Origin of the sequence: Homoserinimonas sp. OAct 916, assembly GCF_003260275.1 — a bacterium.
In the GTDB taxonomy this organism is placed as follows: domain Bacteria; phylum Actinomycetota; class Actinomycetes; order Actinomycetales; family Microbacteriaceae; genus OACT-916.
The window spans coordinates 85,044-101,521 of the sequence record NZ_QJHB01000009.1; the positions used below are offsets into that span (position 1 = coordinate 85,044).

At 66.2% G+C, this 16,478-nt stretch carries 15 protein-coding genes; 6 read left to right on the forward strand and 9 right to left on the reverse strand.

All coding sequences use genetic code 11. From position 1 onward, the window contains the following. The first annotated feature begins 156 nt into the window (after positions 1 to 156). Genes DL891_RS11820 through guaA form a run of 3 tightly spaced genes read left to right on the forward strand, consistent with a single transcriptional unit; the run spans position 157 to position 3,010 of the window. Entirely contained in the window at positions 157 to 972 is an 816-nt protein-coding gene (locus tag DL891_RS11820) for an SURF1 family protein (protein ID WP_111720642.1), read from the forward strand. Between the two features lie 9 nt (positions 973 to 981). Continuing rightward, positions 982 to 1,425 (forward strand): DUF3817 domain-containing protein, encoded by a 444-nt coding sequence (locus tag DL891_RS11825; RefSeq protein ID WP_111720643.1) that lies wholly within the window; start codon positions 982 to 984, stop codon positions 1,423 to 1,425. Positions 1,426 to 1,438: 13 nt separating this feature from the next. Beyond that, positions 1,439 to 3,010: a glutamine-hydrolyzing GMP synthase gene (gene guaA, locus DL891_RS11830; protein ID WP_111720644.1), complete on the forward strand. Its 1,572-nt coding sequence runs from the start codon at positions 1,439 to 1,441 to the stop codon at positions 3,008 to 3,010. Positions 3,011 to 3,158: 148 nt separating this feature from the next. Here the strand turns inward: guaA and DL891_RS11835 are convergent, their stop codons facing one another. From DL891_RS11835 to DL891_RS11850, 4 genes are all read right to left on the reverse strand, one after another. Next, positions 3,159 to 4,769, reverse strand: coding sequence for an ABC transporter permease (locus DL891_RS11835; protein ID WP_111720645.1), 1,611 nt, complete (start codon positions 4,767 to 4,769; stop codon positions 3,159 to 3,161). Next, positions 4,766 to 5,722 carry an ABC transporter ATP-binding protein gene (locus tag DL891_RS11840; protein ID WP_111720646.1) on the reverse strand — a complete coding sequence of 319 codons (957 nt, stop codon included), beginning with the start codon at positions 5,720 to 5,722 and terminating at the stop codon, positions 4,766 to 4,768. The genes DL891_RS11835 and DL891_RS11840 overlap by 4 nt, the downstream gene beginning before the upstream one ends. Further along, on the reverse strand, positions 5,719 to 6,363 hold the full coding sequence (locus DL891_RS11845; protein ID WP_111720647.1) for a TetR/AcrR family transcriptional regulator: 645 nt from the start codon (positions 6,361 to 6,363) through the stop codon (positions 5,719 to 5,721). The genes DL891_RS11840 and DL891_RS11845 overlap by 4 nt, the downstream gene beginning before the upstream one ends. A 258-nt stretch (positions 6,364 to 6,621) precedes the next feature. Next, the gene (locus DL891_RS11850) at positions 6,622 to 7,410 is read right to left on the reverse strand and encodes a Bax inhibitor-1/YccA family protein (protein WP_111720648.1); all 789 of its coding nucleotides are present in this window, start codon (positions 7,408 to 7,410) and stop codon (positions 6,622 to 6,624) included. Between the two features lie 203 nt (positions 7,411 to 7,613). Between DL891_RS11850 and DL891_RS11855 the strand changes: the two genes are divergently transcribed. The 3 genes from DL891_RS11855 (at position 7,614) to DL891_RS11865 (ending at position 12,635) form a co-directional block, all read left to right on the forward strand. Further along, positions 7,614 to 8,690 carry a glycerophosphodiester phosphodiesterase family protein gene (locus tag DL891_RS11855; protein ID WP_111720649.1) on the forward strand — a complete coding sequence of 359 codons (1,077 nt, stop codon included), beginning with the start codon at positions 7,614 to 7,616 and terminating at the stop codon, positions 8,688 to 8,690. Positions 8,691 to 8,742: 52 nt separating this feature from the next. After that, positions 8,743 to 10,047, forward strand: coding sequence for an LssY C-terminal domain-containing protein (locus DL891_RS11860; protein WP_232819135.1), 1,305 nt, complete (start codon positions 8,743 to 8,745; stop codon positions 10,045 to 10,047). Between the two features lie 146 nt (positions 10,048 to 10,193). Beyond that, positions 10,194 to 12,635 (forward strand): ATP-dependent helicase, encoded by a 2,442-nt coding sequence (locus tag DL891_RS11865; protein WP_232819150.1) that lies wholly within the window; start codon positions 10,194 to 10,196, stop codon positions 12,633 to 12,635. On the opposite strand, the gene DL891_RS11870 is transcribed toward DL891_RS11865, so the two are convergent. From DL891_RS11870 to DL891_RS11890, 5 genes are all read right to left on the reverse strand, one after another. Continuing rightward, a complete protein-coding gene (locus tag DL891_RS11870) occupies positions 12,636 to 13,067 on the reverse strand; it encodes a hypothetical protein (RefSeq protein WP_111720651.1) in 432 nt (143 codons plus the stop codon). It abuts the gene before it with no gap. After that, positions 13,054 to 13,248 carry a helix-turn-helix transcriptional regulator gene (locus DL891_RS11875; RefSeq protein ID WP_111720652.1) on the reverse strand — a complete coding sequence of 65 codons (195 nt, stop codon included), beginning with the start codon at positions 13,246 to 13,248 and terminating at the stop codon, positions 13,054 to 13,056. Before DL891_RS11875 ends, DL891_RS11870 begins: the two co-directional genes overlap by 14 nt. Positions 13,249 to 13,458: 210 nt before the next feature. Then, positions 13,459 to 14,946: a serine hydrolase gene (locus DL891_RS11880; RefSeq protein ID WP_157962487.1), complete on the reverse strand. Its 1,488-nt coding sequence runs from the start codon at positions 14,944 to 14,946 to the stop codon at positions 13,459 to 13,461. 116 nt (positions 14,947 to 15,062) lie between these two features. Then, positions 15,063 to 15,803: a YggS family pyridoxal phosphate-dependent enzyme gene (locus DL891_RS11885; protein WP_111720654.1), complete on the reverse strand. Its 741-nt coding sequence runs from the start codon at positions 15,801 to 15,803 to the stop codon at positions 15,063 to 15,065. Between the two features lie 20 nt (positions 15,804 to 15,823). Continuing rightward, entirely contained in the window at positions 15,824 to 16,429 is a 606-nt protein-coding gene (locus DL891_RS11890; RefSeq protein WP_111720655.1) for a DUF4232 domain-containing protein, read from the reverse strand. Positions 16,430 to 16,478: the final 49 nt, after the last annotated feature.

The window sequence follows — 16,478 nt, forward strand, 5'->3', positions numbered from 1 at the left end:
GTCTTCGGACGGGTCCGACTGCGTCGTTAAGGGGGCCATCCCCTATATAAGGAGTAACCCGCCCACGAGCAGGCAAAGACTCAGCCGCCGGTGGCTAGAATATTGTGGTTGCCGGCGTGCTGTGCCCGCGGCACGATTCAAGGAAACGAGTCTGTCATGCTGCGTGTCATGCTGCGCCCCCGGTGGCTGCTGGCGCTCGCGCTGGCACTCGCGGTCGCGGCTGCCTTCGCCCTGCTCGGGCAGTGGCAGCTCGAGCGTTCGGTGATCACCGGGGAGGTCACGTACCGTGACACCGAGACCCCGGTTGCGTTGACCGAATGGACGTCGCCGACCGAACCGGTCACCACCGACGTCGACGGCCAACGGGTCACCGTGCAGGGCCACTTCGACCCGCGCGACTACGACATTCTCACCGGGCGGCTGAACGGCGGTGAACCCGGATTCTGGCTGGTGGGTCATTTCGTGGTGGATCCCGACTCTGCCGGGCTCGCCGTCGGCCTCGGCTGGTCGGCCGACCGGCAGGCTGCCGAGGATGCCCGCAGGGAACTGACCAAAGCGCAGAACCAGACCGAGATCGTCGGTCGCTATCTGGCCGCCGAGGCGCCCGAGGTGCCCCCAACAGGTGCGCCAGCGGACCAGATGACGACCATGTCGGTGGCTGCCTTGATCAACCTGTGGCACGATTTCGACGAGGTGCCCGTCTACGGCGGCTACCTGGTGCTCGACCATCCGCCGGCCGGCCTCACCACGATCGACTCCGCGGTGCCCGAGCCGATCATCGCCGTCAACTGGTTGAACATCTTCTACGCCGCAGAATGGGCGATCTTCGCCGGCTTCGCCATCTTCTTCTGGTACCGGTTGGCGAAGGACGCCTGGCTCCGCGAGCAGGAACTCGCCGAGATCGAGGCCCGCGAAGCCGAAACCGGTGGGCTGGGCGCGGGCGCTCAGCAGGAGCCGAACCTTCGACCGTAGAATAACGGAATGGCACTTGAACCGAAGCGCGTCGATTTTCCGCGCATCCGTGGCTCTTTGAAGTTCTACCAGATCTGCTCCATCATCACCGGTGTACTGCTGCTTCTGCTTGTGGTCGAGATGGTGCTCAAGTACACACCGCTCGGCCTGGTGGTCGAACTCGGTGGCGAGAGCGGGTTTCTGGCACTGGTGCCCGATGGCACCACCACGGCCATCAACCTGAGCACCGGCATCCTGATGGTGCACGGCTGGTTCTATGTCGTCTACCTGTACTCCGACTTTCGGCTGTGGTCGCTCATGCGCTGGCCCCTCAAACGGTTTCTCCTGATCGCGCTGGGCGGTGTGGTGCCGTTTCTGTCGTTCATCGTCGAGGCGCGTGTCGCCCGCGAGGTGAAGACGTACCTCGAACGCCGTGAGGCACACGAGACGGCACCCGTGGCGGTGTCCCATTAGTGCGCCGGCCGGCGTGCCCGGCAACCCGCGTACCGTGCTGGTGGTCGACTTCGGCGCCCAGTACGCCCAACTGATCGCGCGCAGGGTGCGCGAGGCGGGAATCTATTCAGAGATCGTGCCCCACACGATCAGCGCCGAAGAGGTGGCCAAGCGGGCACCAGCGGGGATCATCCTGAGCGGAGGCCCATCGAGTGTCTACGAAGAGGGTGCTCCCGGGTTCGACGACGCGGTTTTCGAACTGGGTATTCCGGTTCTGGGCATCTGTTACGGATTCCAGCTCATGGCGCGCGCCCTGGGCGGGGATGTCGCGCACACCGGCCTGCGAGAGTACGGCGCCACCGACGTGACGGTCGACGCCATTGACAGCCCGCTGACCGCCGGACAGCCAGCACACCAGACAGTGTGGATGAGCCACGGCGACCAGGTGGCGAGGGCCCCGGCCGGGTTCACCGTTCTGGCCTCCACTGTGGCAACCCCGGTGGCCGCGTTCGCCAACGAGGAACGCGCCCTCTACGGGGTGCAGTGGCACCCCGAGGTGCGCCACACGGAGAACGGCCAACGTTTGCTGGAGAACTTTCTCCACCGTGCGGCCGATATCAGCCCGGACTGGAACAGTGAAACCGTCATCGCCGACCAGATTGCCCTGATCCGTGCGCAGGTCGGTGACGGCAAGCTCATCTGCGGACTCTCCGGAGGGGTCGACTCTGCCGTGGCTGCTGCCCTCGTCCACGAAGCGGTTGGCGACCAGCTGATCTGTGTGTTCGTCGACCACGGGCTGCTCAGGCAGGACGAACGGCGCCAGGTCGAAGAAGACTACGTGAAGGCGACTGGCGTTCGTCTGGTCACCGTTCATGCCCGGGATCAGTTCTTGGATGCGCTTCGCGGGGTCACCGATCCGGAGCAGAAGCGCAAGATCATTGGGCGCGAGTTCATCCGAAGCTTCGAACGCGCCGCAGACGAACTCGTCAAAGAAGCAGCCATGGATGGCAAGTCGATCGACTTTCTGGTTCAAGGAACCCTGTACCCCGACGTGGTCGAGTCGGGTGGCGGTGAGGGCACCGCGAACATCAAGAGCCACCACAATGTCGGTGGACTCCCGGAAGACCTGAAGTTCGCCCTGGTCGAGCCACTGCGCACCCTGTTCAAGGACGAGGTGCGTGCGATCGGGCGCCAACTGGGACTTCCGGAGGCCATCGTCGCCCGACAGCCGTTCCCCGGGCCCGGCCTCGGCATCCGCATTGTCGGCGAGGTGACCCCCGACCGTCTCGAACTGCTGCGCAAGGCGGATGCGATCGTACGATCCGAGCTGACCGCTGCCGGGCTGGATACGGAGATCTGGCAGTGCCCGGTGGTGCTGCTGGGCGACGTGCGCTCTGTCGGCGTGCAGGGAGATGCCCGCACCTACGGGCATCCGATCGTGTTGCGGCCCGTGTCGTCCGAAGACGCGATGACCGCCGACTGGAGCAGGGTCTCCTACGACGTGCTCGCCCGCATCTCGAACCGGATCACCAACGAGGTCGACGGTGTCAACCGCGTCGTGCTCGACATCACCTCGAAGCCGCCCGGCACCATCGAGTGGGAGTGATCAGTGGGGCCGCTCGAGAAGGACGGTTCCCCTGACAGAAATCGGGCCTCACCGTTTTCGACCCTGTTGTCGCTAGCTCGCGAGGGTGGGTGCGGGATCGGTCGCGCGCGTCGAATTCGATATGAGGGGCGTCTGGGCCGTCGACGCGTTAGTTCTGGGGCACGCCTCGCCGCCGAAAGGCTGCGAAACCAACCGCGACGAGGACGCCGGCGAGTGCTGACAGCGCGATGAGTGCTCCGGACTGGACCGCGCCCATCGGCGGGTTGCCCACCTGCGTGGTCGGGGAGAGATCGAGCGCCCACTGTGGAAAGTTCAGGCCGGGGCCGAGGAAAGCGATGAACGTCATCGCGGCATATCCAGCCCAGACGATCCCGAACAGCCGAGGGCGCATTCCGTAGACCGCCAGAGCTACCCCGGCGAGCACCAGCTCTGCTGGAAGGTACGCCAGTCCCGACAGGAGGGCTGGGCCGAACTCGGCCATGTCGCCAGCCGACAACGCGGTCGCCAGCCCCAGGACGAGCGACGAGATGAGCACGATCGTCATGAGGCCCCCCAGCAGAACCACGGCGTGTGACGCCAGCCAACGGTTGCGGGAAAGCACCCCGGAGAGCCGGGTCTCCAGACGGCCGTCGCCTTCCTCTCTTCGCAGCGTGCCAACGGCCTGAACGAGGTACCCCGCGGCGATGACGGCCAGGTAGAGCTGGGTAGCCGCGACCAACCCGTCCATGGGCGGACCGTTACCGATGCCGATGGCCTGGGCGAGAGCGGGGTTGCCTGCCATCGCGCCGAGGAACTGATGGGACAGGGCGCCCATCATCCCGGTGAGCAGCACGCCGCCGGCCAACCAGCCGAGAATTGCGGGCCGGTGGATCCAGACCGCGAACCCGATTGGGCTGCGCAGTCGCGCGGAGGCCCGGTCGGGACCGGTGCCGCCCCGGACCAAGGCGCTGCCCAGGTCGCGGCGGCCGGCAAGCCACGACGCCGCGGCGCCCAGGGCGAGGCCGGCCGCGAGGGGGATGACCAGGGTCCACCACCGCTGGTCGCCGAACGGCGCCGCCTTCTCGGCCCAGCCGAGAGGGGACAACCAGGTCACCCACGTGTTGGTCACGTCACCGACACCTCGCAGGGCGTACGAGGCTGCGAGGATGATCAGACTCCAGGTGTAGACCCCGCGGGAGTGCAGGGTGAGTTGTGCCAGCAGGGCCGCGAGGCCGGCGAAGACGAAAGCCAGACCGCCCACCGAGAGGGCGTAGAGCACCGAGCCCGCCAGCGGAACGCCGAAGAGCGCCAACCCGGCGGCAAACAGCCCTGCGGTGCTGACGATCGTTGCGGTGGTCACCAGGAGCGCTGCCACCGTGGGGTCGTGGCGGGCGATGCGGCCTCCAAGCAGCAGCTCGAGCCGGCCGCACTCCTCCTCACGGCGCGTCGCCCTTGCCACCAGGCTGATACCGAGTAGCGGCATCAGAAAGGCGACCATGAAGCCGAACTCATCCTGGATCACCCCACCGAGGGAGTCGATGCCCTCCACCTTGCCGTTGATCGCCACCAAAGTGCTACCGGTGGTGACGGCCGCGGCGTAGGTGTGGATCTTGGCAGTGGTGTCGTAGAGTGCGGCGACGCCGGCTGCGGTGCCGACCAGGCTCGCGCCCAGCACCAGCACCCACGTCAGCGCGCTGCGCCGCTGGATTCGGGCGACGATGCGCAGCATGGTTTCCAGGCTGCGCGGGCGGTCGTCGGGGGCCAGATGCAGGGCGCTCATCGGCCGGTCTCCGCGAGACTCTCTTCGCCGACGCTCTCATCGGGGCCAGGTGTCTCGCCGTAGCTCCGCAGGAACAGGGCGGCGAGGCTGGGGGGCGTGACCGTAAGGGTGTGGATGCCGGCCTCGTGGAGTCGTCCGATGGCGGTGTCGAGGTGGGCGGTGTCGATGGTGAACCGGGAGTCCGTGAGCTCAGCGAGCCGCTCGCGCTGATGGTCTGCGAGACCCTCGATGTCGGTCAGCACTCCGGGGTCGGCCATGGTGACGGCACGCACGACGGTCCGGGTGTGCCGGCGCATGTCCGACAGAGTACCGGAGGTGACGGTGCGGCCGCGCCGGATGATCGTCACTTGGTCGGCCAGGGCCTCCACCTCGCCCATGATGTGACTGGACAGTAGCACCGTCACGCCCGTCTCACGCCGGTCGCGAACGCACCGCTGGAACGTCTGCTCCATGAGCGGGTCGAGACCTGACGTCGGTTCGTCGAGCACAAGCAGCTCGGCGTCGGCCGCCAGGGCCGCGACGAGAGCCACTTTCTGGCGGTTGCCCTTCGAGTAGTCCCGGACCCGCGTGGTGGGGTTGAGCTGGAACTGCTCGACGAGGTCGGCACGACGTCGCTCGTCGAAGGCGCCATGGGTGGAGCCCAGGACGTCGAGGCACTGACCTCCGGTCAGCCCCGGCCAGAGGGCGACGTCGCCGGCGACGTAGGCCAGCCTGCGGTGCAGCCGCGGCGCGTCGCGCCAGGGGTCGCCGCTGAACAGCTCGACGCGGCCTGAGGTTGCCTTTATGAGTCCGAGCAGGACTCGGATCGTCGTGGACTTACCGGAGCCGTTGGGCCCGAGGAAGCCGTGCACCTCGCCCCGGCGCACGGTCAGATCCAGACCGTCGAGGGCGCGGACCCTGCCGAAATTCTTGGTGAGCCCCTCGACGCGGATCACGGGGGCAGTATCGGTCATGACGGCGGCTCTTTCGAGGGGGGCGAGAACGCGCCCCTGGCGTAAACGGCGGTGGCGTATCTGGCCCAGCGATCGAGGCCCGCGGGCGTCAGCGGGTCGTCGCCGATCGCGGTGGCGATCTGGTTGCGCAGCAGGATCACGGCGAGGTCGTTGACCAGCAGGAACGCCGCCTGCACGGGCGGATCCTCGCTGGGCGCGGCGGCCCCCACCTCAACCATGGCGTCCAGCACTCGCCGGGTGACGGCGTACCAGCGGCCGAAGATCGCTGCCCCCGCCGGGTCGTTGGTCAGCAGGAGACGGCGCAGGTATGCAGGCAATGGGGACCCGTGGGGGAAAGACCGGGCGAACGCTTCCGCGACCGATGTCGTGACCTCGCCGCTGGCGAGCACCTGGGCGAGGTCTTCTCCGCCGAACTCGGCGAAGACCGCGTCGAATGATGCGACCGCGTCGGCGTCGACGGCGGCCCGGAGGCCGTCCTTGCTCCCAAAATGGTGCACCACGAGAGCTGGCGAGACCCCCGCGCCGATAGCGATCTCGCGCACCGTCACCGCGTCGTGTCCGCGCTCTGCGAACATCCGCAGCGCGGCGTTGCGAATGTTCGCGCGGGCGGTCAGGTCCCTCTCGTCGCGAATTGAACTCATGTTCAGTATACTAAACGCTTGTGTTGCCAGCGGCAAGGGGCGCCGTCGACTGCTCTCACGCCTGTCCCGTCGCCGAAGTCACCTGTCCCATCCCATCCGTCTGGTGGTGTGGTCGTCAGCTACACGGAACCAGCGGAACACCCGATGGCCGGTTCGGTAACGGGCCGTGACTGATGCCGTGTGGTACCTCCGCGCAGACACGAAACCCCTCGAGCCGATACGGATACGAGGGGTTTCGTGTGAGGCAGGTAGAAGCCGCTAATCCCTTGCGATCGCGAACATGCGCAGCAGTTCGACGTAGAGCCAGATCACGGTGACCATGATGCCGAATGCGCCCCTCCAGCCGTACTTGCGCGGGGCGCGGTTGGCGACACCACGCTGGATGAAGTCGAAGTCGAGCACGAGGGAGTAGGCGCCGAGGAGCACCGCGAGGATGCCGAGCACGATGCCGAGCGGGATGCCGAAGATCGTCATACTGCGCACCCCGAACGGGCTCTCGATCGTGCCGAACGAGATCAGCGCGAAGTTGATCAACGAGAACACCAGATAGCCGACCATGACGATCAGGAACACCTTGGTGGCCTTCTTCGACGCCCGTATCTTGCCGCTCGCGAACAGCGCGAGGGTCACCCCCACCACGGCGAGGGTCGCCAGCACCGCCTGGGTGACTATGCCCGCGTACATCTGCTCGAAGAACATTGAGATCGCACCGATGAACAGCCCTTGGGCCGCTGCGTAGAGCAGGATGAGCCCGGGGCTGGGCTCCTTCTTGAAGATATTGACCAGCGCCAACACGAAACCGACGATCATCGCCGGGATCATCACGGCCGGGAACATCCAGCCGATCACGGCGGTGGCGACCAGGATGACGAATGAGGCGACGGTCTTGACGATGGTGTCTTCGACGGTCATCCGGTCGGTGTCGTGCCCCGTTGCGTCGGGCCCCTCATACAGTTTCTGCAGTTCGGCGGCGCTCAGGGTCGCCTGTGCCGCGGTCGGCGCCTGAAAGGCCGATGACCGGGTGAAGGCCGGGTTGGACATTGCCATGTGGATCCAGTTCTCTCAGTTAGGCGCTGGTGCGCGTCATGACTTGCCGTGTGTGGCTGTCGCGCACCGTCAAAGTAGTGAACCCAAGGGTATCCCAGTGAACCTGAAAACACCGTTTGAGCGGGTACTTTCTTGCGAAACAGTCGTCAGGGGTCCGGGTGGGGACAGCCCAGTGCATCGATTTCGTGGGTTAGCCTTGCCGCATGACCCGGAGTCTCCCGATGATCATCGGCCACCGCGGCGCGAGCGGGTATCGCCCGGAGCACACCACGGCCGCGTTCGAGCTCGCGTTCGCCCTCGGGGCCGACGCCGTGGAACCCGACATCGTTCCCACTCGAGACGGCGTGCTGGTGGTCAGGCACGAGAACGAGATCTCCGGCACGACGGATGTCGCCGACCGGCCTGAATTCGCCGACAGACGCACCACCAAGGAGTTTCTCGGGCACCGTGAGACCGGCTGGTTCACCGAAGACTTCACCTGGGCCGAGCTGAGCACTCTGCGAGCCAGGGAACGCGTGCCCCATATTCGGCCCCCGAACACCGCGTACGACGGCCGCTACCCGATTCTGCGTCTGGCTGACTTGTTCACCCTGGTCGACGAGGCATCGGCCGCAACATCGCGCGCCCTCAGTTTGGTCGCCGAGCTCAAGCACGCCAGCTACTTCGAGTCGATCGGATTGCCGCTCGATGATCTGTTCAGCGGCGAGCTGGCCGACGCCGGTTGGGCGGATGACCCGCGGCTCGTCGTGGAGAGCTTCGAGCTGACTGTGTTGACCCAATTGCGCAGGCGCGGCCTCGGCGCGCGCCAGGTTTTCCTGCTGGAGGCGCAGGGTGCACCGGCCGATGAGATCGCCGCCCACGGGAGCGCTGCGACGCCGTATGCCGCCCATCTCGGCCACGACGGGCTCGAGCGACTGGCAACGCAGGTCGAGGGCATCAGCGTGGACAAGGCGATGCTGATCCGCGCAGAGGCAGACGGCGGGGTGTCCCCAGTCCCCTCGGTGGACGGTGCAGCGTCAGCCGATACTGCGCCAGCCGATACGGCGTTTGCCGGTGCCGCGCTGGTCGACGCCGCGCACTCCGCGCACCTCGACGTCTACTGCTGGACACTGCGCCCGGAGAACACCTACCTGAGCGAGGCGTTCCGGACGGGTGCGGGCGACGGGGCGTTCGGGCGGTGGCAGGAGGAATTCGCATTGGTCATGAATACCGGGGTGGACGGGGTGTTCGCCGATCATCCCGACCTCGCGATTTCGGTGCGCAACGACCTGACTGCCTGACGGACTGCGCCGCTGGTACGTTGAGGCCATGAGGCAGTCCCGAAGAAGATCGGTGCGATCGGGCCAGCTTGTCCAACGCTCGGTTCCCGCCCTCTACGATAACATCTTCTTCGTCTTCGGCGGGGTAGCGTCGGTGTGGCTCGCGTGGTTGGTATTCACCGAGTCCGTGCGTGCCGGGCCATGGATGATCGCCGTCTTCCTCCTGTTCTGGCTTGTACTCGCCTACATCGCCCTGCCCCGGCTGACCCGGATCCTGACCAGCATCTACCTGCCCGACTACTTCATCGGTCGTGCCCGCACCAGTGACGGCCTGATGGGGGATCCGATCAACGTGGCGGTGCTCGGCAGTGGCGAGCAATTGACCGAGGCGATGACAGCAGCGGGCTGGATCCGGGCCGATCCGATCACACCGGCCAGTAGTTGGCGTATGGTCACGTCGACGGTCCTCAGGCGCAGTTACGATCAGGCGCCGGTCAGTCCGCTGCTCCTGTTCGGTCGGCAGCAGGACGTCGCGTGGCAGCAGGAGATGCTCGGCAACCCCGCCAAGCGACACCATGTGCGTTTCTGGCGATGCCCCGATGACTGGTTGCTTCCCGGCGGGCATCGGACGGACTGGTTGGCTGCCGGCACCTTCGACCGCAGCGTGGGGTTCTCGCTGTTCACCCTGCAGATCACCCACAAGATCGAAGCGAACACCGACATCGAGCGCGATTACATTGTCGAGTCGGTACTGAACGCAGAAGTCGGGGCCGAAGTGCAGCTGATTCTCAACTTCTCCACGGGCTACCATTCCCGCAACGGCGGTGGCGACCTGATCGAGACCGATGGTCACCTGCCCGTGATCGACCTGCGTGAGGTTCGGCTGGAGCATAAGCCGTCGGCTGCTGCCGCTCCGATCGGCCCCGAGGCCGCTGTGGGCGCACGCCCCATCCAGACCTCGATCGGAGCGGCGCTGGTGGTGGCCCGCGCACTGGCCGGCATCCTGTTCCTCGTGGTCACCTTCGACGGTATCCAGCAGCTCATCCATGATGCAGTCGTCCGGGGAGACGCGACGATTTCTGGCGGTTCAGTAGACCAGGCTCATCTTGCGGTCTGGTTGGTGGCGATCGCATTGGCGATTCCGGTTCTGTTCTACCTGTTTTTGGCTGTGCTGGCGTTTCGGGGAAGCAACCGAGCCCGTGTCGCCGCGATGATGGTCAGCTCGGTGCTCGTCATCCTGACCGCGGTCGACTTCTTCAACGGTGGGTCGCCGATCACCGTCACGACCAATCTTCCCGGGCTCGCCCTCGACATTCTGGTGCTGCTCGCGCTGTCGAGCACGAAGGCCAGAGAGTGGGCCAGGGCCGCACGCGACTGAAGTCAGAGACGGGCTCTACACTCGATGGTGACATGATGCGCTCTTTTGACCCAGATGAACTCTCCCCATCCAGCAACCTGTTCGGCGGATCGAGTGCACCCGTTGATGCCGCCGCTGACATGGCTTCGACTGCACGTTCGTCGAGCATGCCAGTCATCGTCGCGCCGGGTGCGGGACCGGGCACTGGGCCGGGCTTCGGGAGGGGCGCCGACGAATCGGCCGACGCGTTGCTCGACGGGTTGAACCCCGAGCAGCGCCGAGCCGTTGAATACCGCGGGCCCGCGCTGCTCATCGTCGCCGGCGCCGGCTCGGGCAAGACCAGCGTGCTGACCCGGCGCATCGCCAGTCTGATTGCGGGGCGCGAGGCGTGGCCGAGCCAGATCCTCGCCATCACGTTCACCAACAAGGCAGCAGCGGAGATGCGCGAGCGGGTGCAGCACCTGCTCGGCCAAGCGGCAGACGGCATGTGGATCTCAACGTTCCACTCGGCCTGTGTGCGCATCCTGCGCCGGGAGGCCGAGAGGGCGGGTCTCAGCCCCACGTTCAGCATCTATGACTCGGCCGACACCCGGGTCACACTGAAACGCATCATCAAGGCATATAACGCCGACACCCTCGGCTTCACCCCGGCCGGCACCGCCGCCAGGATCTCCAACCTCAAGAACGAGTTGGCCGATGCCAGCTCGTACGCCCGCAACGCGAACATGGACGACCCGCAGGAAGAGATGTTCGTCGCCATATTTCGGGAATACTCGGCCAGGCTGCGGGCGGCCAACGCGCTCGATTTCGACGACCTGATCGCCGAGACCGTGTACCTGTTTCGGGCGTTCCCCGAGACGGCGGCGTTGTATCGTCGCCGGTTCCGGCACATCTTGGTTGACGAGTACCAGGACACGAACCACGCCCAGTACGCATTGGTGCGCGAACTGACCCTGCCGGTGGCGCTGGCGCAGGCCGAGGGGCTCGAGGCACAAGGAATGAGTGTCCGGCCGCTGCAAGACGCGACGGGTCAGATCCCGGGAGCCTCGCTGACGGTCGTGGGCGACTCCGACCAGTCGATCTACGCGTTCCGCGGTGCGGACATCCGCAACATCAGCGAATTCGAGCGCGACTTCCCTGGCGCCTCGGTGGTGCTGCTCGAGCAGAACTATCGGTCGACCCAGAATATTTTGTCGGCCGCGAACGCGGTCATCGGACACAATTTCGACCGCAAGGACAAGAAGCTGTGGACGGCTGTCGGCGATGGCGAGAAAGTGGTCGGCTACACCGGCTATTCGGCGCACGACGAGGCCCAGTTCATCGCCGATGAGATCGAACGACTGCGCAGTGCCGGCATGCCGTACCGGGAGATGGCGGTCTTCTATCGCACGAACGCGCAGACGCGTGCGCTGGAGGAGATCTTCGTGCGCGCGGCCCTGCCATACCGTGTGGTCGGCGGCACCAAGTTCTATGAGCGAGCCGAGATCAAAGATGCTCTCGCCTACCTGATCGCCGTTGCAAACCCGCAGGACGAACTCGCCCTGCGCCGCATCCTGAACACGCCGAAGCGCGGCATCGGGCCCGCGACCGAGACACAATTGGCCAATTTCGCCGAAGCGAACAATTTCAGTTACCGGCAGGCCATGCGCGACGCCGACTCGTTGGGGCTCGGGCCGAAGGTCACCGGTGCGATCAGGCAGTTGGCCACGCTGCTCGATGAGGCGGCACTCATGCTCGACCCGGAGAACCCGGCGGGTGTCTCCACCGTGGCGGATGTGCTGCAGTTTCTGCTCGACGGAAGCACGCTTCTGTCGACACTGCGCACCAGCCGTGACCCCCAGGACGAGGTGCGGGCCGAGAACATCGAAGAACTTCTGGCGCAGACGAAGGACTTTCACCGCGACTACCCGGATGCTGGGCTCGTCGACTTTCTGACCCAGGTCTCCCTGGTGGCGGCCGCCGACGACCTCGACGATTCGTCTGGAACCGTGTCATTGATGACCCTGCACACCGCGAAGGGCCTCGAATACGACGCCGTTTTCCTCACCGGTGTGGAAGAGGGGCTGCTGCCCCACCAGATGTCGGCGACCGAACCGGGCGGGCCCGCAGAGGAGAGGCGCCTGTTCTATGTGGGCATCACCCGGGCCAGACAGCGGCTCTACCTGACGCTGGCCATGTCACGTGCGCAGTTCGGCGAGACGAATGTGGCGATGCCCAGCCGCTACCTGCAGGAGATCCCGGCAGACCTGATCGACTGGCGGCAATCGCCGGGGATGGCGAACTCGCGTGGGGGAACCCAGTCGAGGGCCCTGAACGCCAGGCGCGACGGGCGCACCAGCGGCGGCTTCGGCTCCCGTTTCGGCGAACCCGCGGCGCTACCTCGAGCGGCCAAGCCCAAGACCGAATGGGCGAACAAGATCACGGCCCAGGTGCGCGACAACGGCGATCTGACCCTGGCGCCGGGCGACCGTATCCGGCACGTGGACTTCGGCGACGGCCGGGTGGACCAGGTCACGGGCGAAGGCACCAAGAAGGTGGCGCATGTGCAATTCGACAGTGCGGGCACCAAGAAACTGTTGATCAAGATCGCACCGATCGAGAAGCTCTAGTTAGTTGCGGTGGTTGATGATGACGAAGGCGACGACAAGAACGCCGATCTGACCGGCGAGCAGGAGCGCGACCACGACCGCCACCGGTGCGCCGAGGGCCAACGCGATGCCGGCGACGCCGGTCAGCGGTAGCGACACCGCCCCCACCACCGCAAGACTGCGGGTCAGGATGGCGTCATCGCGCTCGTCGCCGTGTTGAAGGATGGCGCGCTCGACGATCGTCGTGCTGGTTGGGGTGAGGGTGACCCGCACTGCAGCGATTGCGGCACCGAGCGCTGCGAGTCCGGCGCCGATGAGGAAACCATTGCCCATGTTGCCGGGGCCGTACTCGCGTAGCACGAGTCCGACTGCGACGAGCAGGACGACGACGACCACTACAGTGGCTCCGATGATGAGGCGTCGTCCGGTCGCTGAGAGGTTAGTGGTCGACATGAAAAATCTCCTCCACGGTTGAATTGAAGTAGCGGGCGATGGTGATGGCAAGCGGGAGTGACGGGTCGAAGCGGCCGGTCTCGATCGAATTGATCGTCTGGCGGGAGACTCCGAGGGCGACCCCGAGCTGGCCCTGGGCCAGTCCGCGTGCCTCGCGCAACTCGCGTACGTCGTTTCGCATTTCCCCTCCTGACAAGTCCGCTTGACAGGTCTCACGATAATCGACCCATTGCCGGCTGTCAAGTAAGCTTGTCATCGCAGCGCCAGCCTTAGCGGGGTCGGCGCCTCAAGAATGACGGAGCCTCACCCAGGCGGCGCGTCGTGTTCGGTTGCGATGGGTTCCGTGCCCTGGCGCAGGCGGCCGCCGTGAGCTACACGCGGTCGCTGTGAACTACACGCGGTCGACGGTAACAGCCAGGCTCTGCACGCGGGGCGGATTCTCTGGGGTGAGCTCGATCTCGGCCCGCAACCGTCCGAACGCACCGGGGATGAACCAGACCAGGTGCGACGGTGCCGCGGAGCTTTCGCCGGCGAGACCGGCCGCGGCGAGACCGGCCGCCAGACCCGCGCTTCTGGCGTCGGTCGGCAGCTCAGTGGTCGGCAGGTCAGAAGTCGCCGCTTCTTCGGGGACCAAACCTCCGATGGCGTCGAGCGACTCGCCGATGATCCGGCGGCGCTCGTCGAATGGCATGTCCCACGCGACGTTCTCGGCGAACACGGTGCGGGCTGCGTCATCCGACCACTCATGGATGAGCGCAGTGATCGCTGCCTGTGCGGCCCGCGTTGCGGGCCAGACGTCAACGGGGCGCGGGAGGGTGGGGAACGCAGCATCGAGGGCAGCGGATGCCGGAACCGCGGAACGTGAGAACGTGGCGTTCTCGAATGCCACGATGCCTTCTCCGGTCTCTGGCAACCACCGCATGTGTGACGAGAAGCCGGGGTAGCCGCCAGAATGCGACACGACCGTGCGACGTGCCGCTGCATGTTCCACGAACACACCAAAGCCATAGCCGCTGGCATGGGTGTCACCGGGAGGGGTCGGACGGTGCAACTGCTGCAGCTCGCGGCGGGAGGCGCGGGACAGGGGCGCATCCGCTTCCTCCGCTGCGGCCGGGTCGAACGCCTTGGCAAGCCACGTCGACCAGTGTGCGAGGTCAGCAGCAGTACTGAACAGGCCGCCGATGGGGGAGAACGCGCCGGGTGGCGAGAACGGAACGTCTTCCCAGGCACCACGCAACCAGCGGGCACCGATGGCGATGCCGCCGGCCGCCGGAACGCTCTGGTCGAAACCGGTGCCGGTCAGGCCCAGCGGGCCGATGAAGCGCTCCTGGATGAACCGTCGATACGGCTGCGCCGTGACGTGTTCGATCACGTACCCGAGCAGGGCGTAGCCGAGATTCGAATACGCGAATCGGGTTCCCGGGATGCTGTCGAAGCGGAGGCCATTCGAAAGCAGCGCCATGAACTCGGCTTCGGTGAGCGACTCCTGCCGGTCGCCCCAGGGGTTGTCGGTGGGGAACCCAGCCGACATGGTGAGCAGCATCCGCACCGTGGGGACGGGGGAATCCGCCGATGGCAGTCTCACCTTCGTGAACGCGGGGACGAAGTCGGTGATGGGAGCATCGAGCTGCAGTTCACCGGCGTCGCGGAGGCGCAGAACGGCGGCGGCGGTGAAGCTCTTGGTACACGAGGCGACCCGGTAGGCGGTGTGCTCGTTGGGCGGTGTTCCGGGCGAGAGCTCACCGGCCGAGGCGAAGTGCACCAGACCGCTCCGGTCGAAGACGCCCCACGCCGTGGTCGGTGCCGCGCCGCGAGCGTGATGTGCCCGAAAGATCGTGTCGATGAGGGCCAATTGGGTTTCAGAGATCCGAGAAGTCACCCGGTCAGTCTGCCACCTCGCCGGGGGCAGTGAGCGAGTTGTCTGAATGGGCTGGCGTGAATGGGGTGGCGTGAACGGGGTGGCGTGAACGGGGTGGTGTGAATGGGGTGCCTGAGTCAGCCGCTCGGCGGCCAGTAGTCGAGCGGGTTCAGTCGGGCGCCGAAGATCGCCTGGCCGATACGCACCACCGTGGCGCCGTGTGCGATCGCGAGTTCGAAGTCACCGCTCATCCCCATCGAGAGCTCGTCGTAGTCGCCGCTGGCCCTGTCGTTGTCACGCAGCCGCTCACGCAACTGCTGCATTCGGGTGAAGCAGGCGCCGACACGTTCGTGGGATTCGGAAAACACCGCCAGCGTCATGAGACCCCGGATGCGCAACGACTCGAACGGATGCAGCGATTCGGCAAATGCCTCCACCTCGTCCGGGGGCAGGCCAAATTTGCTCTCCTCGCCCGAACTGTTCACCTGCACGAAGACGTCGATTGCCCGCCCCTCGGCCTGCAGGCGCTTGTCGAGCTCGCGGGCGACACGGAGAGAGTCCAGCGCCTGGAACTCGGAGGCGAAGCGGGCCACGAAGCGCGCCTTGTTGGTCTGCAGGTGCCCGATCACTGACCATTGGATCGACGGGGTGTCGGCGAGCAACTCGGCCTTGTGCTGCGCCTCCTGCACCTTGTTCTCGCCGAACAGGGCACACCCGTTCGCGTGCAGGGCGCGGATCTTGTCGATCCCCATAGTCTTGCTCACCGGCAGGAGGCGAACCGAGGCCCGGTCGCGTCCGGAACGCTCACAGGCCACGCGGATGCGGTCATTCACCGCGGCCAGGCTCCCTCCAAGCTGCGCGATGAGTTCGTCGGCCATGATTTCAATCTAACCCCGGATCAACCGGCGGCCACGGCAGTGACGGACATCCAGACCACTGTGTTCGAGCAGGCGGGCACGCCTGGTGAGGCGACGAAGACCGAGTCGAACGAGTGCGGCGGATAGACCCGGTAGCCGTCGCCGGTTGTGACGGTGCACTGGTCGGCGAGCGGGCCGCCGTCGGTGCCGATGTTGACCGATTTCAGGGTGGCCTTCGCGGTGCCGGAGGGGGCCAACTGGATCGTCGGCGGATTCGCGGGTTCGGTCTGCTCGGCGGCCGCCCCGATCTGGGAACCGTTGCCGCCGCCGACCACCGAAACCCCCGGAGCGCCACGCAACGCACAGGGCTCGCTGCCGGTGTTGGTGAAGATGATGTCAACGTATTCGGAACCGGCTGCCCCATCCGGCTGGCCGAGTGACAGCGCGAGGTTCTCGTTCAGGCACTGGCCGGCGGGCGCGTTCGGGGCGACGGAGGGCGACGGCAACGGCGCAGTCGTCTCGGGTGGGGCCCGGGTCACCGTGGTGGTCGGAGCGGGAGCGGGGGAACTTGCGGACGGTGCTCCGGCGCATCCGCCGAGAACAAGTGTCGCGAGCACTGTCAGAGGCGCCAACGCCGTGCGTTTCATTTTTTCACTGTACGACCAGATGTCCGTGCCTACCACCCCCGGTCGCGGT